17 protein-coding genes, 1 tRNA gene and 1 pseudogene are annotated in these 21,710 nt (G+C 64.8%); 7 read left to right on the forward strand and 12 right to left on the reverse strand.

Going from position 1 to position 21,710, the window contains the following annotated elements; translation table 11 throughout:
• Nucleotides 1-24: 24 nt before the first annotated feature.
• Genes NBRGI_RS45215 through NBRGI_RS15675 form a run of 3 tightly spaced genes read right to left on the reverse strand, consistent with a single transcriptional unit; the run spans nt 25 to nt 3,220 of the window.
• On the reverse strand, nt 25-1,170 hold the full coding sequence (locus NBRGI_RS45215) for a lipase family protein (RefSeq protein WP_051727803.1): 1,146 nt from the start codon (nt 1,168-1,170) through the stop codon (nt 25-27).
• On the reverse strand, nt 1,170-2,408 hold the full coding sequence (locus tag NBRGI_RS15670; protein ID WP_235210970.1) for a cutinase family protein: 1,239 nt from the start codon (nt 2,406-2,408) through the stop codon (nt 1,170-1,172). Before NBRGI_RS15670 ends, NBRGI_RS45215 begins: the two co-directional genes overlap by 1 nt.
• Nucleotides 2,405-3,220 (reverse strand): hypothetical protein, encoded by an 816-nt coding sequence (locus tag NBRGI_RS15675; protein ID WP_051727804.1) that lies wholly within the window; start codon nt 3,218-3,220, stop codon nt 2,405-2,407. The genes NBRGI_RS15670 and NBRGI_RS15675 overlap by 4 nt, the downstream gene beginning before the upstream one ends.
• A 730-nt stretch (nt 3,221-3,950) precedes the next feature.
• On the opposite strand from NBRGI_RS15675, the gene NBRGI_RS15680 reads away from it, so the two are divergent.
• Nucleotides 3,951-4,745, forward strand: coding sequence for an MmyB family transcriptional regulator (locus tag NBRGI_RS15680; RefSeq protein ID WP_081878088.1), 795 nt, complete (start codon nt 3,951-3,953; stop codon nt 4,743-4,745).
• A 477-nt stretch (nt 4,746-5,222) separates the two neighbouring features.
• On the opposite strand, the gene NBRGI_RS15685 is transcribed toward NBRGI_RS15680, so the two are convergent.
• The 3 genes from NBRGI_RS15685 to NBRGI_RS15695 all read right to left on the reverse strand — a co-directional run bounded on the left by NBRGI_RS15685 (nt 5,223) and on the right by NBRGI_RS15695 (nt 9,160).
• On the reverse strand, nt 5,223-6,194 hold the full coding sequence (locus NBRGI_RS15685; RefSeq protein WP_158439885.1) for an MmyB family transcriptional regulator: 972 nt from the start codon (nt 6,192-6,194) through the stop codon (nt 5,223-5,225).
• A 395-nt stretch (nt 6,195-6,589) separates the two neighbouring features.
• Entirely contained in the window at nt 6,590-7,942 is a 1,353-nt protein-coding gene (locus NBRGI_RS15690; protein WP_029896955.1) for a cytochrome P450, read from the reverse strand.
• A gap of 333 nt (nt 7,943-8,275) precedes the next feature.
• Nucleotides 8,276-9,160, reverse strand: coding sequence for a class I SAM-dependent methyltransferase (locus NBRGI_RS15695; protein WP_029896957.1), 885 nt, complete (start codon nt 9,158-9,160; stop codon nt 8,276-8,278).
• 642 nt (nt 9,161-9,802) lie between these two features.
• Between NBRGI_RS15695 and NBRGI_RS48710 the strand changes: the two are divergent.
• Nucleotides 9,803-10,702, forward strand: a pseudogene (locus NBRGI_RS48710) (recombinase family protein); the annotation flags it as partial.
• A gap of 748 nt (nt 10,703-11,450) precedes the next feature.
• On the opposite strand, the gene NBRGI_RS15710 reads toward NBRGI_RS48710, so the two are convergent.
• Nucleotides 11,451-11,535, reverse strand: a tRNA-Leu gene (locus tag NBRGI_RS15710).
• Nucleotides 11,536-11,649: 114 nt separating this feature from the next.
• Entirely contained in the window at nt 11,650-12,519 is an 870-nt protein-coding gene (locus NBRGI_RS15715; protein WP_029896961.1) for an NAD(P)-dependent oxidoreductase, read from the reverse strand.
• Between the two features lie 145 nt (nt 12,520-12,664).
• Here NBRGI_RS15715 and NBRGI_RS15720 point away from each other — a divergent pair, with 145 nt between their 5' ends.
• The gene (locus NBRGI_RS15720) at nt 12,665-13,024 is read left to right on the forward strand and encodes a winged helix-turn-helix transcriptional regulator (RefSeq protein WP_029896964.1); all 360 of its coding nucleotides are present in this window, start codon (nt 12,665-12,667) and stop codon (nt 13,022-13,024) included.
• Between the two features lie 60 nt (nt 13,025-13,084).
• Here the strand turns inward: NBRGI_RS15720 and NBRGI_RS15725 are convergent, their stop codons facing one another.
• Nucleotides 13,085-13,477 (reverse strand): hypothetical protein, encoded by a 393-nt coding sequence (locus NBRGI_RS15725; protein ID WP_029896966.1) that lies wholly within the window; start codon nt 13,475-13,477, stop codon nt 13,085-13,087.
• 147 nt (nt 13,478-13,624) lie between these two features.
• Here NBRGI_RS15725 and NBRGI_RS15730 point away from each other — a divergent pair, with 147 nt between their 5' ends.
• From NBRGI_RS15730 to NBRGI_RS47460, 3 genes are all read left to right on the forward strand, one after another.
• On the forward strand, nt 13,625-14,320 hold the full coding sequence (locus NBRGI_RS15730; protein ID WP_029896968.1) for a response regulator transcription factor: 696 nt from the start codon (nt 13,625-13,627) through the stop codon (nt 14,318-14,320).
• A gap of 194 nt (nt 14,321-14,514) precedes the next feature.
• A complete protein-coding gene (locus NBRGI_RS15735; protein WP_235210971.1) occupies nt 14,515-16,482 on the forward strand; it encodes an ATP-binding protein in 1,968 nt (655 codons plus the stop codon).
• Between the two features lie 176 nt (nt 16,483-16,658).
• The gene (locus NBRGI_RS47460; RefSeq protein WP_148310832.1) at nt 16,659-16,967 is read left to right on the forward strand and encodes a hypothetical protein; all 309 of its coding nucleotides are present in this window, start codon (nt 16,659-16,661) and stop codon (nt 16,965-16,967) included.
• A 73-nt stretch (nt 16,968-17,040) separates the two neighbouring features.
• On the opposite strand, the gene mug is transcribed toward NBRGI_RS47460, so the two are convergent.
• The 3 genes from mug to NBRGI_RS48715 all read right to left on the reverse strand — a co-directional run bounded on the left by mug (nt 17,041) and on the right by NBRGI_RS48715 (nt 20,293).
• On the reverse strand, nt 17,041-17,706 hold the full coding sequence (gene mug, locus NBRGI_RS15740) for a G/U mismatch-specific DNA glycosylase (RefSeq protein ID WP_235210972.1): 666 nt from the start codon (nt 17,704-17,706) through the stop codon (nt 17,041-17,043).
• Nucleotides 17,707-17,769: 63 nt separating this feature from the next.
• Nucleotides 17,770-19,917, reverse strand: coding sequence for a hypothetical protein (locus NBRGI_RS15745; protein WP_148310833.1), 2,148 nt, complete (start codon nt 19,915-19,917; stop codon nt 17,770-17,772).
• 37 nt (nt 19,918-19,954) lie between these two features.
• Nucleotides 19,955-20,293: a hypothetical protein gene (locus tag NBRGI_RS48715; RefSeq protein ID WP_029896975.1), complete on the reverse strand. Its 339-nt coding sequence runs from the start codon at nt 20,291-20,293 to the stop codon at nt 19,955-19,957.
• Between the two features lie 506 nt (nt 20,294-20,799).
• On the opposite strand from NBRGI_RS48715, the gene NBRGI_RS45220 reads away from it, so the two are divergent.
• Nucleotides 20,800-21,405 carry a TetR/AcrR family transcriptional regulator gene (locus tag NBRGI_RS45220; protein ID WP_051727805.1) on the forward strand — a complete coding sequence of 202 codons (606 nt, stop codon included), beginning with the start codon at nt 20,800-20,802 and terminating at the stop codon, nt 21,403-21,405.
• The last annotated feature ends 305 nt before the right edge of the window (nt 21,406-21,710 follow it).

The following is a 21,710-nucleotide window of genomic DNA, read 5'->3' on the forward strand; positions in this document are numbered from 1 at the left end:
TTGCGGTGGGTGCGGGCAGGCGATTCAGGTGGTCTCGGGTGCAGCGGACGCGGGCGTCGTCGCTCGGCCGGGCGGTGTGGGCCGTCGTTGCAGGTAACTGGCCAGGCGGGAGATCGCTTCGCCAGCGCCGTCGGCCGCGGTCCCGAGGTGGCTGTTGTGGTACTCGCGCCAGCTCAGGTCGACACCGAGTGTGCGGTAGGCGCCGAAAAGTTCTCGTCCCATCGCGACGGGAACGAGGGCGTCTTGCGTGCCGTGGTAGAGGTGCACCGGCACTCGTGGTGCCACACGGGCGCTTTGCTCGTTGGCCAGGACGTACCGCCACATCGCGTCGTTCCAGGGGTCGGGGCGTTCACACCACTGGCCCAGCGGCTGATGGCGGTAGTCGACCTGGATATCGGCCGCGTCCAGCTTCGAGGCCCGCTTGATAACCTCGCGCCCCGATGCGAGCAGGATGTGGTCGACCGGCAGGTGCCGGTAGGCGCGCCCGAGCCCAATCAAGCCAGCCAGGGCGAGCCCCGCCCACGGGCCACCGTCGATCTCGGAGATCAGCGCGCCAGGGTCGGCGACCACGGCACCGGCGGCCACGCCGCGCAGATCCAGCTCCGCGGCATAGTCGAAGTGGGCCTCCCCAGTCCAGATCGCCGTACGACCGCCATCACCGAATCCCCACACCGCAAAGGGGCTCTCGGTCGCCTCCAGCTCCGGCATATCACGGACTGCGCGCGCCAGGTCCAGCACAGCTCGCGCGCCCGCGTGACCCGCCAGGAACTGGTAGGGGCCGAGGTCGGTCATGCCCAGGCCCGGACCGTCCGGTACCGCGACGGTCCAGCCGCGCTGCAACCCAGCGGTAATGAATCCGGCCTCGGGCTCCTCACCACGCACCAGCAGTTGCGACGGCGCGCACGGTCCGGCAAGGCCATGAAAACGCGGGCAGTACACCAGGGTTGGGCCGGCCCCGGCTATCTCAGTGGTTGACGGGGTGATGACGATCCCTGAGGCCGGCAGCGGCGCGCCGAGGCCGGTGCGGGTGGCGTAGACGATCTGCCAGGCGCTACCGGCACCTTCTAGTCCCGCCAGGTCCACTTCTCGTCGGCGCAGGATCGTTCCAGGAAGATGCTCGATTCCGACTCTGCCGCTGTAGAATTCGTCGCGCATGTTCGGTGTGCTCATCATCGGCTCCCGGCGATGTCGTGGGCGAGGGCGATCATCCAGGCGATGCCCGAGTTGAGTTGGCCGCTGGAGGCGTAGCCGGTGTGGCGGGCCACGGTGTCGGCGTAGCGCAGCCAGACCGCGGGGTTGACCAGGTCGGCGTTGTCGGCGACGAGTTGTCCCCAGGCTGTAGATAGTTGACCGGCGAGTTTGGGAATCAACGCGATCGGATTCGCCGCGATGGTCGCGGTGATCTCGGTCCACCGTGCCTCGGCAGCACCGCGTTCGGCCGGTGCGGACAGGCGCGGGTCGGCGGCTTCGATCAGCCGGTCCGCCAGCGACAACTGCGGGACGTAGTCGACATTGCCGCCGCCGACCTGAAAATCGTCAAGGACGACCGTGGTCCAGGCATCACCGAGCGCGGCGGAAAACACCGCTTGCAGCGAGCCCAGAGCGGCAACGGGGTCACGCAGATCGGCCTGGGCCGCGATTTCCGCGCCGACCCGCAGCAACGTCGCCCGGCCGGGGGCCGAGCACGCGAGGTCGCCATCGGTGCAGATGTCGGCCACACGGCCGGACAGCGCGCCGTAGCCAGTGTGGCCCTCGGAGATTCCGCCGCCACCGGCGGGGGGATTGGTGATCTGCACGCCCGCGACCGCTTCACCGCTGGTACCAGGCGCAGGGTCCGGTGTGATCTGGCCGGGACGGCCAGGAAAGATCGGGGCGTCGGGGGCGCGATCGGGGCTCGAGTACAACGCGATACCCGCGATCTTCTCCGGCGCGATCGCTCCCGCACCGGCGCCGACGTCGGCGGCGAAGCTCGATATCGCCTGCGCCCCTTGCGAGTATCCGATTCCGGCAATCATCGTCGCCGGGCAGGTCTCGGCGATCTGGGTCACTGCCGCGTCGACCTGACGGCGGGCTTCGGCGACCGACACCGCATATGGAGCCGAGCCGCCACCGGGGACCGCGCCGCCGAAACCAGCCGGATAGCCGATATAACTACGCTGCACCAGATCCGGGACAGCGGCCAGCACCGGAGCCACCAGCGAGCCGAGCATTCCGGTGTCGGCCAGCGGATCCGCCCCCGGCGAGGATTGCCCGGTCCCTTGGACTCCCAGCACGTACAGCGCAGGGCAACCTGGCCCGATCGGCACCGCCGAACTCACCGGTGCCCACATGGTGGCGGCGACTCCGGCAGCCGCCATCGCCGCCACCGCGTAGGCCGTACTGCGCCTTTTCGTTGCAGTCGCGGTCATGGTTGCCCAACCCCTACGCCTGCACCGAAGCCCGCGCCGACCGTGCCACCGGCGACTGCTCCGACAGCGGCGGCTGGGATGCCGACGACTGCTGCTCCGGCCGCGGCACCCGCCGCAGCCCCGAGGGCGGTGCCGGCGACTCCGGAAGTGACTGTGCCGATCACCGGTACGGGGATGACGGTGCCCAGGGCGGCGCCCGCGATGCCACCGATCGTGCCACCGATCAGTCCGCCGACAACCGCGCCCGCGGCGGCGACCGGTACACCAGCGATCGCCGCGCCCGCCGCACCGCCGATACCCGCACCGGCCAACGTCGCGCCCCCGACACGATCCGAACGTCCTGCCTCGATACCGATCGAGTCCAGCGCGGTCGCGAGCTGAGCCTCGGCGCCGGCGGCAGTGGCGTTGATGGTGTCCGCGCATTCCGGGGGAAGCCAGTCCGGGCGCGGAGTCTGCCATTGCCCGATCCGAATCATGTTCTCCGGGGCCTCGATTGGTGCAACGGGAGCGACCGGTTCGGGCAGGTGCAGCTCTTCGATCCGAATGGGTTCCACCGGTTCGTCGACCGGTGGAGCCGGGCGGGCGGAGGTACCGTTGCGCACCTCCGGGGGCTGCGAGTAGTAGACCGGTGGTGCAGGCGGCGGTTCCGGTGGCGCGGCCGGTGGCGGTGGTGGTGGCGGTGGTGTCGTGCCTGGTTGCGAGGGGCTGGTCACGCCCGGCTGATCGGCAACCGCCGCCGGCGCGGTCACCGCGCCAGCCGGTCCCGCGACCGCGAGGAGCATCGCGAGCGGCACCGCACCTGCCAGGATCATCGGACCTATACGAATGCTGTTGTTATGCAGCGTGTTCCGGCCGAGCGGTGACACCTCGGCGCGAAGGGAACTGAGGTAGCCGAGGCTCGAGCGTTTCCTTGATCGGGGCATGACGAATAGACCCTTCGTCCTGAAGGTTGGTAATGGGGATTAGTAGGCGAATGCGACGCAATGCCGCCACCCGCACCTCCCAGTCGCGAATGCTCCCGGGAGGTCCGCCGCTTCTCAGGGCGTGTGTCAGATGAAAGGAAGGATCAACGCCAGCGCTTGATAAGCAACGGACAATCCGTTGCTCAGCAAGGACAATCCGGCGTTAACCCAACCCAGAATCATGAAGGGGTCCAATTCAACTTCCTCTCAATCGGTTCGGACGAGCACCCTTATCCAAACTCCGGAAGCATCCCTATGACCAGCCTTTGCACCCATCTCATTGCTGTTAACTGCAATCGTGTCACCTGGCGAAACTGCCCTCTACCAGCGTGCATAAACTGCATTTGACACTACGACTGTGAAAAAAACAATTTCCCCGAAACGCCATCTCGGAGTTCATCTACGCCTCGCGGGCGCCTTCAGTCACCCCGGCAGCGAACGTTCTGCCAACTTCCAGCTGGCAGTTCTTGCCGGTTTGTAGCCAATCTGGTAGGAACGAACCCATCCATCGGGGGGCAATCGAATAGCGTATCGCTGTCCGCTTTACGGCGGAAGACACCGAATAGGGGGCATTCGCAGCATGGTCTGGGATCCGATCCTTCTACCCAACAAGCCGTGGCGTCAGCCGCAGATACCGACGCTGGGCGCTACCTGTCGGCATTTCCGCGAAGGCAGGCGGATGTCACGTGAGGTCGCGTCCCGAACCTGCGGCGTGGCCACCTCGTGGCTGTACAGGATTGAGATGCAGCACCAAATGCCGAGCATCGAGGTTCTCGACCAGATCATCAAGGGCTACCGCCTCGACAGCGCGCAGGCCAAACACCTCCACGAACTCCGCGTGCCAGGCGAAAGCCTCGAACCCTCACGCGATCTCCGTGACCGTGTCACCGCCAATGCTGCGCAGATGGCGCATCTGCGCGACCTCGAGTCCCTGGGTGTTCTGGCTGCCTACGTCGACCCTATGGCCTCTATCTTGGCGTGCAACAACCTTTTCCGGGCCGCATTTCCCGGTGTCGAAGAGCTGGGATCGTATCCGGTGTGGGTGTTCAGCGATCAAGCCAAGGAGGTGCTTGTCAATTGGCCTCGCGAAGCCGATCATGCTGTCGAAAGCACTAAACGCGCCCTCGGGCGCTACCGCGACGCTCGGCAGAGCCAGGACCTACTGCGGCACCTCAGGAACACCAAAGAGTACCGCAGCCGGTGGGCGGCGAGCATCAAGATCGCCTACGGCCGTGACACCAACGCTCTTCTGTACCTCCGGGATTCGGTCAGCAAGGTCGTCACCGCTTACTCCATGAGCCACTCCATTGAGTCTCGCAGCGTCCTGCTCTACGTCGGCTTCCCCAAAGACGATGCAACACACCGCCTCTCCTGAACCGCAGCACCTGGCCCAGGTATCAGTCAGCTCGGATCGACGCTGTCGAGAATTCAGTTATCAGCTAGCGATCCTCACTCCCAACGCTTCTCGCCGCCGGGAACTCCGGACCACGTCAGCCCCTCGCACACCCCCTTTGGTCACACATCGCTTAGGCAGGGCTGAGCGATCGACGAGCAGGCTCACTCCGCCCGGAGACCTCCTCCTCCCCACACCCACCGATGACAAGGAGCGCCGACATGACACGAAATCGTAGTAACGGCGGGCACAGCAATACCTCCGATCCGCATATTCTCGAAGACACGTTTCCGGTGTCCGTCGGCGCCCGCGCTTTACGGAAATCAGTACGCTGTTACACCGAGCAGCTCAAAACGGGGCGTTTTCCGGGTCACCAAGCAGGCCGAACATGGTTCCTCACCGCTAGCGACATACGCGTCGCGATCGAAATATGCAGGCCCTCAAACAAATCCGCCAAACCTAAAGCAACCAAGGCCGGTCGACCCCCGAGTTCACGCCCCCCTCAAAGAGCTGTAAAAAGTCGTCGTAGCGAGATGCCCCCGACCGGGAGATCGCCGTCGACCGCGAGCAGTCAGCCCTTATTCCGAGGGTTGGACCCCTCATCCACTGCGCTGCGACGTCTGCAGCGCATGGGCCTACTTTGCGAATCACATTGAGCAGCATGATGTCCGAGGTCTCCTGCACCGCCGACATTGTCACGCTGTACCCCACCACCGCATCGCCCCCAGGCGCGCGGAAGTAACTCAGATCGGTGCTGTCGCGCCCATAACTGATGTCAATGTTTTCGACCCACATCCGACGAAAGTCGTTGTTATCACGCAATGTTCGCACGAGAGCCTTCGCCTGTTCGGTATCACGGTGGCGGGCAAGCACACCCTTTGCCGTAGCCACCGCGCGGGCCGCCTCATTTTCCCAGTCAGCGCACACTTCTTTCGCGACCGGGGTGAACATCCACAGCAGAATCGAGCCCACTTCATCGATCCCTGGCAACAACGATCGCAGCAGGTCATTGCATGCGAGCACGGTGAAAAGTGAGGTCAGATAGGCACCTGGCATTCCCCGACTCTGCATATCGCGCAGATCGGCCGAGAACCCTGGCTCCGATTTCACCCGTCGCCGCAGTTCCTCGTCCGGCTCGAGATCTTCCGAGGGCAGACGCAGTTCCGTCAGGTAGCGCGCCTGATTCTCATCAAGACCGTAGCCGTGGATGAGGATGTTGAGCTTGTCCTGACTAGGCTTGTATTTCCCTCGCTCAAGTTCGTAGATGTAGCTGGCCGTGATGTCCTGCTTGCACCGTACGTAGGCCTGTGCCCGCGACAGTTTCTGGTGGTCACGAATTTGCCGCAAAGTTGCTCGGAAGTCCGGGAGGCGTACCTCGACAGAAACGCCACGGTTATCACCCCGTCGACGGCGCTCCGATCTATCAGCCACAACGGCATCCCTCCATTCCACACGCGGTCCTGGGTAGTCGCACCTCAACTGCGATGACTCGGCCATGGACTGCATACCGTGCTTCATCCAGACGGTGCCTGACCCCAGCCGAAGCACGCCTCGGTATGTGCACCCCGAGGCGAACGACGCGCGTGCTGGCAACTTGTGATTGCCCTCGATCGTGAGTATCCACGGCCGCAGTCTCCTCCATGCGCATAGTGCGGCGAACCGAAGAGAATACCACGGAGTACGCCAGCTTGACCGGAGATGACAGCAAACATCAACGCGAGCAGCGATACTCATATCGACGACCACGGCTGCGCGACTCAAGGGCTTCTGTCGCCCGCACGCCTGTTTGCCCTTTGATTGCCGTAAGCCGTCGGGATCGGCCAGGGTCAGACGGTCTGCGGGGTTCCTACGGAACGGGCGGGCAGCGGTGTACGTGCGGTTGCTTTCATCCGCAGTTGCCTGGGCTGCGGCACAACGGCCGGGGTGGGCCTGGTGTCGGTGCCGGAAACGATTTGCAGCTGCCAGCGAGCGGCGATGGTTGCCAAGGCCAGCGTGGACTCGACCAGCGCGAACTGATCGCCGATGCACTTGCGCGCACCAGTGGCGAACGGCAGCAACGCATTACGTGGGGGTGGTGTGCTCAGCGCGGGATCGAATCGGTCAGGGTTGAACGTTTCTGGGTCGGGATACAGATCTGCGCGGTGCTGGATGGCGTACGAACTGTAGACCACAGTGGTGCCGGCGGGCAGCGAATGCTTTCCGAGTTCGGTGTCCTCGGTCAGGATCCGAGTCTGCAACCAGCCCGGCGGACGCAGGCGCAGGACTTCGGTGATCACCTGTCCGGTGAACGGCAAGTTCGGCAAGTCCTCGTGCCGGGCGGCGCGGCCGGCCAGAACGGCATCCACCTCGGCATGCACACGATCGGCGAATTCGGGATGCTGATCGAGCATGATCAACGCCCAGGCCAGCGTGGCGGCGGAGGTGTCGGTGCCCGCGAAGAAGAAGGTGAGGACTTGATCGATGATTTCGTCGTCGCTCAACTGCCCACCCCCTTCGCTGTCTTGGGCGAATACCACCGCCGAGAACAGATCACCCCGATCGATCCCTTCGGCGCGGCGCTTGGCCACCAGCTTTCCCAGGATGGCGCGTGCCTCGGCAGCTGCGTCGATACAGGCGCGGTTGCCGAAGATCGGCACCCGGCGCATCCACGCCGGCATCATCACCTGCCGCACGACTCCGGCGAAGACGGCCTCGACGTCACGGATCAGCCGCTGCTGCGTAGCATCTGAAATCGCCCCGTCGAACAGCGTCGCCGCGATCACCTGTCCGGCAAAGGCATGCAGCTCGGCTTTCACATCAACGACCTGGCCGTCCCGCCATGAATCGACAAGCTCGGCGATCTTCTGTGCCATGACCGGCACATACCCCGCTATGCGTTTCGCATTGAACGCTGGCTGCAGCAGGCGTCGTTGCCGACGATGCTTGGCATGCGGGCAGGTCGCCAAACCCTCCCCCACCAATGTTCTTCCGCTGTCGAAGACCGCCCCGCCCTTGTCGAAAAGCTTGTCGTGCAGCAGCACCTGCCGGGTCAGGTCGAGATCGCAGACCACCACCGCGGTCACCGGGCCCAGGCCGATACCCACCAGGTCTCCGTGTGCGGGCAATCCCGCCATGAAGCCGAGCGGGTCGCGCAGCAGCGACAGCGCATGCCCCAGCACCGGTAACCGGTTCGGTGCCATGGCAATCGGGTCGGAACCGGTCTGCCCGTCTGCACGGCGTGCTCCCCCGCCGATCACACGCCTACCCCCAGGGATTTGGCCGATCACCTCTGTTACTCGATGACGAATTCCGGACAGCCCGCTCATGCCTATCTCCCTCCCTAGCAGATCGACTTCCCACCCCAGTGTTCGCCGACATCGCACGAACCACTACCACCCTCTCGGGTGGTCTTCACCGATCAGCGCCCGACGTCGAACGGTGCTTCCACGGCTCGAGCGAAACCACCGAGGCCCCGCGCGCATCCGTCCACGGTCCCAGGCCGAAGAGAGCCAAACGCAGCGGCTCGGCGCTGGTTAGGACTGTTTGACTGCGGACAAGTATTGGATCTTGTTGACCAGTCGACCGAGCGGGTCACGCCCAGCGGTGAGTGGCCGGCCATACCGTTCGGCCAGTTCGTCGGATGACGCGATGGTCGCGGTCCAGCCTTGCTCTGTCAGCCACTCAGCCGGATCCAAGCGGTCGTCTGTGTAGAACAGCTCGGTGAGATCGACCTTGGTGTCGCGGAGCTGCTCGGCCCGCTGCTCGGCGAGCTGCTTGAAGTCATCGCCGATCTCGACGGCGTCGCTGGCCACCCTGCTGCCAGGTGCAGAAAGCTGGTCGATGAGCGCGAACAGCGCATCCTGCGCCGCACCGGGCAGATACGGAAGCAAGCCCTCTGCCGACCACACCGTCGGCGCAGCAGGATCGAAACCCGCGCCGATGAGCGCAGCAGGCCAGTCTTCCCGTAGGTCGATGGCAACATCCCGACGATCAGCTTTAGGCGTGGCGTCCACCTCGGTGAGTACCTCGCGCTTGAACTCCAGCACCTTCGGCTGGTCGATCTCGAAAACCACCATGCCCTGCGGCCAGTCCAGACGATAGGCGCGCGCGTCCAAACCGGCGGCCAGGATCACCGCCTGCCGCACCCCGCTCTCGGCCGCGGCGAGAAAGTGATCGTCGAAGAACTTGCTACGCAGTCCGATGAATCCGGTACTCAGCGAACTCTGTGCCCACAGTGCCGGTTCGGTGATCAGCCGATTCGTCTCCGGATCACCGGATGCCGCGACGAACAACGCGGCGAATTTATCCTGAATCAGCGCGTCGGCCTGCCTGGCCTCGGCCGCGCGCGACGCCGCCACGAACAGCGCGGTCCGTCCGACTCGGCTGACGACATCCCAGTTATCACCTTCGGACCGCATGCTGCTCCCCTCGTTAGCAAGAACAAGATCCTACGACCGAGCACCCTGCTTCGCAGAACACATGACGAGTCCTGACCGCGCTGCCGGCCCCTGGTGGCTATTCTCCGATCGCAGTGTGAGACGCAGGCTGCGATGTAGTGGCAGCGATCGCGAAGATCAGGTTTCATGGAGGCGGGAGAATCAGGCTGGACGGACAGAAAGCGACTGCCCATGTATCCACTCTCCCGCCGCCCGTCCGCTCCTCCCGTCCCACCCAGCAGCGCGGACACAGTGCACGGCCGCGCATCTTCACCCTGCGATGGGCCTCAGCAGACTCTCGAACTGAGGCTGTCGTGACGGACGACGAAAGGCACGGTCCGGGCAATGACGGCATCCGAAGCAACAACGAGGTCGAAGTCGTCTGCCCCGACACCCTGCCAGTGCTCGATTCACCAGCAGCCAAGGCACTCATGCAGCTGATCCTCCGGCACGCCCACGAGCACCGAGGCACAACGAATAGGATCGGTCGAGCTCAACGCGTCGATCTCGAATCCCTGCCCGACACTACAGATTTGAGCGAGCAGCAAACAACTCGCGCATCGACAGGACCCGGCCGAACGCAGGCGCCGGACACGTTCCCGAGGACCGGAAGGCGGCGTAGCAATGATCCGATTCGCATTCGCAGGACGAGTATCAACCGAAGACCAGCAAGACCCCAACGCCTCCCGCAACTGGCAGCTCGGCCGGGCGACGGCTCTCATCGACCATCACGGCGAGATCGTCGCCGAGTTCTTCGACGTCGGACAGTCCCGGTCCATTCCGTGGAAGCGTCGCCCGCAAGCCTCACGGTTGCTCGACATGCTCGCACGCCCCGACCGCGGGTTCGACGCGGTCGTCATCGGCGAACCCCAACGCGCCTTCTACGGCAACCAATTCGGGCTGACCTTCCCCGTCTTCGTCCACTACGGCGTGGCACTGTGGGTCCCCGAAGTCGGCGGCCCCATCGACCCCGAGTCCGAAGCACACGACCTGATCATGTCGGTCTTCGGCGGCATGTCCAAAGGCGAACGCAACCGCATCAAAATCCGCGTCCGCGCCGCCATGGCCGCCCAAGCCCAAGTAGAAGGCCGCTACCTCGGCGGTCGACCACCCTACGGATACCGCCTAGCCGACGCCGGCCCACACCCCAACCCCAGCAAGGCCGCCGACGGCAAACGCCTGCACATCCTCGAACCCGACCCCGCCACAGCGCCGGTCGTCCAGCGTATCTTCCGTGAATACCTGTGCGGATTCGGATACTTCGCAATCGCCCAACGCCTCACCGCCGAAGACATCCCCTGCCCATCAGCCTACGACCGCAAACGCAACGCCCACCGCTCCGGCATCGCGTGGTCGAAAAGCGCTGTGCGCGTGATACTCACCAACCCGCGCTACACCGGTCACGAGGTATGGAACAAACAGCGAAAGCAGGAATCCCTTATCGACGTCGACGACGTCGCCCTCGGTCATCAAACCCGACTCACCTGGAACCCCACCAAAGATTGGGTCCGCTCCGACCAACCCTCACACGATGCGCTCATCAGCACAGAGACCTTCGAACAAGCCCAACTACGACTCGCCGCCCGAAACCAGCGATCAGTCCGCAGCAGGGTACGCATCCAGCACCCCTACGCCTTCAAAGGACTGATCCTCCACCAAACCTGCGGACGCCGGATGCAAGGCAACTGGAACCACGACCAAGCCCACTACCGCTGCCGCTTCCCCGCCGAGTACGCCATCGCCAACAAGATCGACCACCCCAGAGTGGTCTACCTACGCGAAGACCAGATCATCGGCCCGATCGACTCCTGGCTCGCCCAAATCTTCCGCCGCGACCAGATCGAGCACTCCCTCACCATGCTCGAAAACGCCCAACCCGACGCCAGCGCGGCAGTCACCTCTATGCGCGCTATCCGCCAATCGCTGACCGACTACGACCGCAAACTCAACAACTATCGCGCGGCCCTCGAGGCTGGCACCGACCCTCAACTAATCGCGACCTGGACCCGACAAGTCCAATCTGAACGAGAGGTTGCCGCCGCACAGCTCACAGCCATGGAGGCAGAGACTAAAGCACGCCCTACCTTAAGCCGCAACGAGATCCGCGAACTGGTGAAGTCCTTCGGCGGCCTCATCAAGATCCTGCGCGCCGCTGATCCCACCGACAAGCTCGAGGTCTACCGACAACTCGGCCTCAAGATGACCTATAACCACGAAACACGGGTGGTGGTGGCTGAAGTTCAGCCACCACCACCCGTGTGCGTAATGGTCGTGTCCGGAGGGGGACTTGAACCCCCACGCCCGATAAAGGGCACTAGCACCTCAAGCTAGCGCGTCTGCCATTCCGCCACCCGGACCGGTGGTGCTCAAGAAGATTATCGGATGTGGGCGCGTGGACCAAATCGCCCTTCTACCTGGCGTTTCAGGTGGGATTTGGGGGCCGGCGGGAGTGGCGGCCCCGGTCGGGTGGGTCAGTGGAGTTCTTCGACGGTGCGGGCCAGGTCGGCGGCGCCGTTGCCGTCGGCCACTTGGCGGTCGATGAGGGTTTTGAGGGGGGCGATGAAATCGGTGGTGACGCCGGCGTCGCGGGTTGCGCGGGTGATGGCGTCGATGGCGGCTTTGTGGAACGAGATGGATTGGGTGGGGTCGGTGTAGTTGCCGGAGTCGATCAGGGCGCCGAATGCGGGCAGGGATTGGGTCATGGCGCTCACCCAGCGCATGGCGCGTTCGGCGAATTCGGTGGCGGGGACGCCGACGGAGCGCATCATGGCGGCGCCGTGCAGGAAGCCGCCGAACATGGTGTACATGCCGGAGAGCAGGGCGAAGTCGTAGGTTGAGGCGAGGCCGGCGTCGTCGCCGAAATACTCTGCGGTGGCGAACAATTGAAGGGTCTGAAGGTTGTCGTCGTAGACGGTGCGGGAGCCGCTGTAGAGGATGGACGCGCCCGGCTGACCGATCATCGGGGGTACGGCCATGATGCCGCCGTCGAGGTAGTCGATGCCGTGTTCGGCGGCCCAGGCGGCCAGTTCTCGGGCCTCGTTGGGGGCGGTGCTGGTCAGGTTGACGAGTTGTCTGCCGCGAAGCTTTTCGGCGACGGGGTCGAGGGTGTCGTGCACGGAGGCGTGGTCGAACAGGACGGCGATGATCGGGCCGCCCGCGTCGACCGCTTCGGCGACCGTGGCGGCGCTGACGGCGCCTGCGGCGGTGAGGTCGGCGTCCTTGCCGGGGGTGCGATTCCACACCACGGCCTGCTTGCCGCCCTCGAGCACGGTTGCGGCCAGGGCCTGGCCCATCGCGCCCAGACCGAGGACCGTCACCGGGGTGTTCGTGGGTTCCGCCATTGCGGGGTCAACTCCTTGGAAGTTCGTGGACTGAGTGGTCAGCGCGCTGAATCCAAGGCTGCTCGTTGCCTACGGTGGCGACAAGTACCTACTATTTTGTCGGGTACTTACCGCTGGGTATGTGAACAGGTAGTGAGGTCGGACGATGGGCGAGAAGAGATCGGGGCCATACTTCTGTGGCATCGACGCCGCGATGGACGTGATCGGCGGCAAATGGAAGTCGCTGATTCTGTGGGAGTTGGCGAACCACGGCGTCCGGCGCTTCGGGGAACTGCGTCGCGGACTGCCCGGCGTCTCGGAGAAGATGCTGATCCAGCAGCTGCGCGAGCTGGAGCAGGACGGGATCGTGGACCGCGAGGTTTATCGGGAAGTGCCGCCGCGCGTCGAATATCGGCTCACGGAACTCGGTGTCGCGCTCAATCGCGCACTCGAGCCGCTCGGCGAATGGGGTAAGGGACGGATCGATCGGATCGGTGCGGAGCGTGTGCACCCGGTGGGTGCTTGATGGTCGGTCAGTATCGACCGCGTCGGACCGGTCGGGGTTTCCCGTGCGGTTCACGGCTACTCAGCCGAGATACTTGTCTGGGCAACGACCGAAGTCGGCGCGAACGCCCTGTCGGAGAAGGGTATCGGGGAGTATCGCGTAGAACTTTGCGAGGCGACGCTCGCCGAACCATCCACGCGGCAGGCAGCCGATGCTGAATGAGCAGACCCGTTCATCCTCGTAGAGCCGGACGACGTAGATTCCGGCCGGTGCGCCGTTGCTGGACCTGAACGTCATGGTTTCCACATCTATCTCGGGCCGAATCTGTGGTGCCGCGGATCGCGGCCGGAGCACGTCGCTGCCGAGCGCAAAAGCCCCTTCGGATGGATGCCAACTCGCGTTACCGAACAGACCGAGCACGATGGGTTGTACTGTGCCCAAAGGGGAGTCGGTGTCGAGCCAAATTCCGGACATGGTATTCACCTTTCGCGTCACGATGATTCGAACTCGACGCTACGAGTGACCCCAGCGTGTTACCAGACGCGAATTTCGAGTGTCACTGTTCGTTCATGTCACGCCGGATCGCTGACGCGGGGCGGCACGAACTGCGATGATTTTCCGATGACCGATCCTGTGGATCCCTCCTTTGAGGGCCATGTGAGCAGCACGGCAGGCGTCCGCATCGGTGTTGTCGAAGATCACGAGTTGTTGATCGATGGTCTCCGGCAAGCCCTGGGCACCGCCTCCGACCTGATGATCGTCGCGGCCGCTGAATCGGTCAGTTCCCTACTATCCCTTACGGTTTCGATGGACATGGTGGTGCTCGACCTGTCTTTGCCGGATGCGTCGACACCCCTCGACAACATCGAACAGTTGCGGTCGGCAGGAATTGGCAAGGTGTTGGTACTCACCACCGGTGATCGCCCTGATCTGGTTCGCGAGGCTGCTCGCGCCGGAGTACTGGGCGTTGTTCGTAAATCCGAGTCCGCGCAAGCGATCTGTGACGCGGTGCGATCGGCCGCCGGCAATCAGCCTATAGGCACCGTCGACTGGGCTGCGGCCATCGACTGCGATCCGTCCCGCCCGCGCCTGGCGCCGCGGGAAGAGGAAGTACTGGCGTTGTATGCGGCCGGCGAGTCCGCAGACGAGGTCGCGGCATTGATGAAGATCAGCAAGAACACCGTGAATCAGTACCTCACCAGGATTCGAGTGAAGTATGCCGCGGCAGGCTCACCTGTGGCCTCTAGGGCCGATCTCCGCTATGTAGCACGGCGCGACGGTTTTGTGTCCCGGCTGTGGTGGCGCCGAAGGAAATGAGCAGTCCGGCACGGAGAGGCGGCCGGACCGACTACGAACAAGTCCTGCGCTCGCTTGCTCTGCTCATTGCCGTCGGATACCTCGGGTACGCAATACTGCTCGCGGCCCGGGTGTATGCCAACTCCGTTTTCGTCGCGCCGTGGTGGACCGTCACCGCGGTACTGCTGACGCTGGTTCTCCCGCCGATTTCGCTGGTGTGGTCGGCGCGATTCGCCACAGCGAGGACCATTCGTCACGTCGGCGCGATCGTCGCGGCGCTGTTCTTGATCGTGGCGCTCTTGTGGCCGTGGGCTTGGCGTGGAGTTGCGCTGCCGGGGTCGCACTGGATGGCTTTCATTCCGGGGTTGGCAGCGATGGCGGCCGCGCTGGCATGGCGCTGGTGGATCACCGTGTCCTATTTGCTCGCGGCCACTACGGCAGCGCAATGGCTCAACCAACATCGGGAGACCGCGGCCAATTTCGCGTTCGGCCTGGAGATGCTGTACTCCTACGGATTCTCACTCGTTTTCGTCGCCATGATCCTCAAAGGTCTCCGGACGGCACGCGACCTGGATCTGACCCGGGCAGCCACCGAAGAGCAAGTTGTTGCCACTGCGGCGGCGCAAACGCGGGCGCGCCAACGCCTCGTACACGCGTCGCTCGTACACGACTGGGTGATCGCAACGCTGCTCGCGGCCGCCAAACTTCCGCACAGCGAACAACTCCGGTGGCAGGCAGAGCGAACTCTCGCGAAAATGGATTCGATACCGCTGGTCACAGCGCAGGGAGCGATCACCGCCGTCGACGCCGTCGCCACCATTCGTTCAGCTGTCGCCGAGGTTGCCGCGACGGTCGACATGGAGGTGCTGACCAACGGCACGGGTGGCGATTTCGATGCCGACGCAGTGCGTGCGGCGGCCGAGGGAGCAGCGGAAGCAATTCGAAACAGTTTGCGCCACAACATATCCGAAGTACGGTGCGAAGTGCGCGTGATCATCGAGGCGCAACGATTTCGGATTCTGGTCACCGACGACGGAGCCGGGTTCGATACGGCCGAGGTACCGGCAGACCGGTTTGGCGTGCGCGGGAGCATCGAACAGCTCAATCACCTCGCGGGCGGGAAGGTCACGATCTGTTCGGTGCCGGGGCGGGGAGTGCGAGTGACCTTCGAATGGCGGCGGCCCGCGACAAGCGACCCGCCGGACATCCGGGTCTTTCTCGGTATCAGAACACCCGGCGCGGCGGTTGTCACCGTGCTCTATCTGCTGGGTATCACGGCGCTCGCCATCATGAGCACGCACGGCCCTCTCGGCCGGCCTGCCATCGCGGGACTGCTGCTGTATGCCGCGATGGCAGCGACATTCCTCACAGCACCACGAGATCCTTTGGCGCCGTGGGCAGTCGGAGCAGCCGCATTCGGCCCGCTCGGTGCCGCCACCGCGTTGTGGGACATGGATCCACTGCACTCGCCTGAGCAACTGTGGCCCGCGTCGGCGACCGCCGCGATCTATGCGCTGCTGATGCTGCGAGGCCGTGCCACCGTTGCGTGGCTCGGCCAGGGATCGGTCGTGGCGATCAGCGCGGTGTGGGCCCAATCGCACGGATTTCCGCTATTGCCGTTGATTATCTCGCGATTGGCGGACTTTGCGCCTTTGATCGGCTGTGCGGCCTTCGCAGCCATGGTCCGGCCTCGACTGCACGCGATCGTCGGGCTGCGTCACCGCGCACTGCAGTTGATGAGACAGGAAGTCGCCGCGCACACCGCGGTCAACGAACGCCAAAGCCAGCTGAAGCATCTGGACACGATCACCCGGCCATTGCTGTCGAAGATCGCGGGGAACGAACCGCTGAGGAGCGACGAACGCCGCAACTGCCTGCTCGTCGAGGCTCGCCTCCGTGACAGCCTGCGGGGTGGCATCCTGTCCGCACCCGCACTCGCACAATCGATTCAGGATGCCCGCGAGCGCGGGGTAGAAGTATTGCTGTACGACGATCACGGGGCCGACGGTTGCACGCCCGCGGACCACGAATCGATCTTCGCGGCCGTCGTCGCCGAGCTGGCCGAAGTCGGCGTGGGGCAGGTCGTCATCCGCATACCGCCACCCGGCCGGGACATCCTCGCGACCATTGTCATCCGAACGCCTGGCGGCACAAGGCGACGCGCAGTGGTGCGCACGCCATGAGCACGAGCGGAAACTCCGGATCATAGCCGCCCAAATACTTTGCGATGCAAAAGATGACACCAATAACTGACACTCGCGGTGCAGGTGCATCGGCCGCGATTCTGGTGATCTGCGCAGTGCAGCAGCCCGAACGGCAGGCAAGCCGCTCGAGCCGCATCCAGTGAAGGGAAACCATGATGCGTACCAGGATTTCAACCTATGGCGGCCTGATGTCGGCGGTGCTGGCCGTGTCCGCGGTATTCGCCGCCCCTGCGGTAGCTACCGATAGTGGCGTGGATATGCAAAAGGCCTGCGACACCCAGCAAAGAATGCCGTTGATTGCAAAACCTCTGGACCCGAACAACGCTCGGTCGTGGCGGTGCACTGCGACGCTGGTCTCCGAGCCCATCGACGTCGCCAGAGCATGCAGGGACCAGTACAGTCCCCAAGCGGTAGCTATTGTCCTCGACGAACGCAACGCCTATTCGTGGCGCTGCCGCCATTGACACAGGCGGACGTGCCCTGCCACCAGGAGCGCGGCAGGGTACACGCTGTTCGAGGACTGCAGCTGGGAGCTGGTCAACCGTTGTCGATCGCCTCGCGCAACGTACGGAACTCCGCGGCGAGGGCGTCGAGGGTGTAGTGGGCGTTGAGTCCGCTGGGGTTGGGCAACACCCACAATTCGGTTTCCCCGATCCGCTCGGGTTGGGGGCCGACCGTGGTGCGCGGGCGGCCGAAAGCCGTGCGGTAGGCGCCGATACCGAGTACGGCCAGTACCCGGGGTTGGTACTGCTCGACCCTTTCGACCAGGGCGCGTCCGCCGGCGCGCAGTTCGTCGGCGGTCAGTTGCTCGGCCTTGGCGGTCGTGCGTGCGGCCACGTTCGTGATGCCCAAGCCGAGGTCGAGTAGTTCTCGCTGTTCGCTGGGCTGCATCAGGCGTGGCGTGAACCCGGATCGGTGCAGGGCGGGCCAGAACCGATTTCCCGGACGAGCGAAGTGGTGTCCGGTGGCGCCGGACCACAGGGTGAGGGCGACAGCCATGCCGAGCGCGGTCTTCGCCTGCCGATGCCGGTGCCACCACCCGATCTTGTCGCGGGCCCGGGCGTTGCCTTCGACACAGCGATCTGTCCCGATCTCGTCACGTTCGGGATAGCCGAACGTCATGGGGGCCGAGCGAATATCGAGCAGCCCGCTGAGCGGATCGGTGGCCAGTCCATCGGGACCGGTACTTCGCGAATCGAACACGGTGCCAACCTTTTCGGTAGTCGTAACGGAATCAGGACTCGATGCCGTTGCGCCACTGGCGCATCAGCTCATCGAAAACTTCCGGAAGAGATCACTCGGGACGACCGGATCGATCAGCACCGCAGTAGTGATCGCCGGTCTGCTCATCGGTCGAGATGCAGCAGGCAAGCGGTTCGCCGACCTGCCCGGCGCAGGACACAGCCGAGGACACGGAGTCGGATTCGACTGCGGCGCAGGCACTTGACTCGGTGCGGGCTGCGGCTCCGGACGCGACCGTGGCGCAGGGACCTGCTCAGGGCAAGGTCGCGGCGCAGGTCGTGGACTAGGCTGTGGTTCGGGTGCGGGGCACGATCGCGGTTCGGGTGCCGGGCTCGGCCGGGGTGTGGGTGCCGGGCTCGACCGCGGTTCGGGTGCCGGGCACGACCGCGGCTCGGGCACCGGGCACGATCGCGGCTCGGGCACCGGGCACGATCGCGGCTCGGGCACCGGGCACGATCGCGGCTCGGGTGCCGGGCTCGGCTGCGGTTCGGGTGCCGGGCACGATCGCGGCTCGGGCACTTGACTCGGCGCAGGACAGGGGTTGGGCGCCGGGCGCGGCTGCGGTGCGAGCATCCTTTGCAGTGCGGCGACGAGTTGGTCCGAGTTCGGGTCGTCCGGTACGTCGTCGAGGAAGTGGGTGCCGGTCGGTGCCATACCCGAATTGCCTTGCGGGCAATTACGATCCAGCGCAGCCCGGATGGCAGAGATGACGGCTCCACGGGCACCGGGGTCGAGTAGTACCGCGACGGCAGCGGCGCCGAGCAACAGCAGCGGGATCGCGAGGAGGCCGAGCAACGCCAGCGGCGGCCCCACCACCACGATCAGCGCCGTGGCGGCGAGCATCACCGGTAGCGCAAGCAGTGCGAGCAGCACCCCGCCCACGACGGCAGCGAGCAAACCGCTTGTCAGCGCGGCGAACACTCCCCCTGCGACGGCAGCGAACACCCCGCCGGCAATGGCAACAAGCACGCCACCGACGACGGCAGCGAGCAAACCGCTTGTCAGCGCGGCGAACACTCCGCCTGCGACGGCGGCGAACACCCCGCCCGCGACGACGAACAGTGCCGCGCCGATCGCCGCGGACAGGCCGACCAACGCGCCGCCGAGCAGCGCACCAACTACGTCGAGCAGGCCAACTACGGTGAGCACGGCCAGCACCTCGCTCACCCCGGTAACCAACAACCCGCCGAGCAGTAAGGCGGGCAGGGCGAGGGTTCCGGCCACGGCGAACGCCACCGGGACCGCGATCTCCGCGAACGCGATCAACGCTCCTGCGGCCGCCACCGCGAGGGCCGGACCAGCGACGAGGACCGTGCCGAGCAGCACCTCTCCGATCGCCAGCGCGGTAGCCGCACCGCCGATCAGCAGCAGCGGAACCGCGGCGAGCACGGCGCCCACGGAGAACTCGACCGCGGCGGGCCGCCTGTTGTCGGAGGCCGGCGCACCGAGCGTGTCGCGGAACTGGGTGAACGCCACGCCGATCGCGGCAGCCGGATCGGCCGCCATGATCAGCAGCGGCGCGAGGAACGCGAGCGCGGGCACACCACCGCCTACCGGTGCCGCGAACACGCCCAGCACCGGGGCGGCGATGGTGAGCAGACCGGACGGCAGCGGTCGAGCGATCGAATCTTCTTGCGCGACAGCCGGTACCGCGATCACGCTGCGCAAACCCGCGACCGGATCCGGTCCGTCCTCGGGGACGCCGAAAAGCGTGTGGGCCTGGTCGATCAGGTGGTCGACTGGCGGTAGCGAGTTGTCACGACGAGCGCCCGCCAGTTCGGTAGCCTGCTGCGCGAAAGCCAACAGCTCGCGGACCGGCCCGGGCGTCGGATCGGGGACACTCCGCTGTGTCCAGGTGACCGATTGGTGCAGCGGCGCGATCGGCGCATCGGCAGCCACCGCTGCGACGGCGTCGAGCGCGTCGTCGAGCGTGGCCTGCTGACCGGGATCGAGCAGCCCGCGCGCCAGTTCGCCACCAGCGGCGGGCAGCGTGTCCTGCACAGTGCCGAGGTCGAGTCCAGGCGGGATATCGAAGTCGTCCGCGGTCGCCTGCCCGGCGCCGAGCACAGCGGCAGCCAGGGCAGCGAAGAGGACGGAAACGCAGATGCGTCGGCGCTTGCGTCGGTGCTTCGCTGATTTCTCGGCCTGTCTTGTCTGTCGATTCGTGACCACGCGCATCACCTTGTGCCGCCCTCTCGTCGAAAAATGTTCAGGTCGAAGCGATCTCGGATGGTGCGCACGTCGCGGTGGACCAGCCGCCTTGCGCGCCGATGGTGGCGCCGATGTGGGTGTGCGGGATGCCCAGCGGGTCTCGGCAGCGGATGAACGCATGCTGCCCGGCTCCCGCGCCGGGCACGCATCGGACGGTCAGTTGGCCGGGTACCGAGGTGTCCGAAGCACAGCCCGCTTCGGTGTAACCCGCGGCGACCTCACCCGCGGCGGAACCTGTGCCGGTTATCGCGAAACCGGCGGTAGCGAGCGCAGCCGCAAACCACAGCAATGGGCGTGGCCGCGCATTCGGAGCCGACCGGAAATCCGAAACGGTCATGAAAACCTCCTGGGGGTGGCACATCGAAACGATGTCGAATCAAGCGCACTTCCAGCAGACAGCACGGGAAAATAATTGGCAACCACAATTTGGGCGGATGAGATGCGCCGCGACCTTTCGTTAACCTGCAGGAAACCCAGCGCCGCCGGTCGACTGAATAATTCCCCCTCGAATTCGGCATGCTGTGATCCGGGACACCTGCGGTGTGTTATCAATACAACCGGCAAGAAACTCGCGCTCTTCACCCTGTCCCCTTCTGACATTCCGACAGCAGCTGGAGCTGAGGCAACGGTTGTCGTGTCGACTACAAAACGGATCGCGACCGCCGTTCCGGCATTGCGCGATCAGATTCGGCAACGATCCGCGATACTCACATTTCGATCGTAGATATCGTTCGATGACACTTCGAAACGACTTCGGCGCAGTCGCGCAGATCTCTGCGCAGACCCGTGTCGTGCGTCGCGGCAGCTGCGGCGCCGTGACCGGAGTGGGGCAGAATTTCGGGTATGGATGAGCCGACCACGCCACGGGCGCGTAAGCGACGCGACCGCGCACGTACCGAATCCGACCTCTTCGATGCTGTCGAGCGGCTGTTGGAGCGCGACGGAGTGCTGGCCGGATTGAACCTGAACGAGGTTGCCGCCGAAGCGGGAGTGAACCGCGCGCAGATCTACCAGATGTTCGGCAGTCGTCAGGAGTTGCTGCGTGCCACGATGATGCAGCGGTTCGCCGAGCTCGTGCCGCAGTTTCCCGGACATTGGGACCTGCCGTTCATCGAGCGTCGACGCCGTTTTCTGCAGGCCGCACTCAGCGGGACATGGCTGCCGTTCGCGGTCCCGCTCGCGCTGGACGGCGACGAGAAACTCACGCTCTTTCCCGAGCCGGACGAACCCCGCGCCGCGCTCCAGCGGGACCGGGCGTATGGAGTCCTGCCCGAGAACGTCGACGCCGAGGCGTTGTACCTATTGACCGCGGCGGCCGCTTCGGGCTACGCGATCTTTCGCGAGACGGCCGCACGCGACCTCGGCGTGCCCGTCGAGGAACTCGACGAGCGGATCACCGCGGCCTACGAGTACTTGCTCGAGCGGGTCACCGAGGCCGAAGACCTCTGACACGCCCGAACAACCCGGGCACGAATCACCGAAGGCGGCCCGCAGGCCGAATACGTTGCCGACAATCGGCACCAGGCACCGCCGAGATTTCAACCGACGGCGTGCCGTGGGAATGACATTTCGAAAGTAGATCAACGCAATCTCGTGCGTCATTGCGGCCATAAGAAATAACGACGAGCCGCGCTTCTAACATTTCGCTAGTATGTTCACCAACGTCAGCGTTACTTTCATTCTGTGAGCAATAGTGAATTTCTGGAGGTAACTCCAACGATTTCGGCAAATAACTGTTCGTTTGCCTGATGAAG

This window comes from Nocardia brasiliensis IFM 10847, assembly GCF_000710915.1.
Lineage (GTDB): Bacteria > Actinomycetota > Actinomycetes > Mycobacteriales > Mycobacteriaceae > Nocardia > Nocardia brasiliensis_A.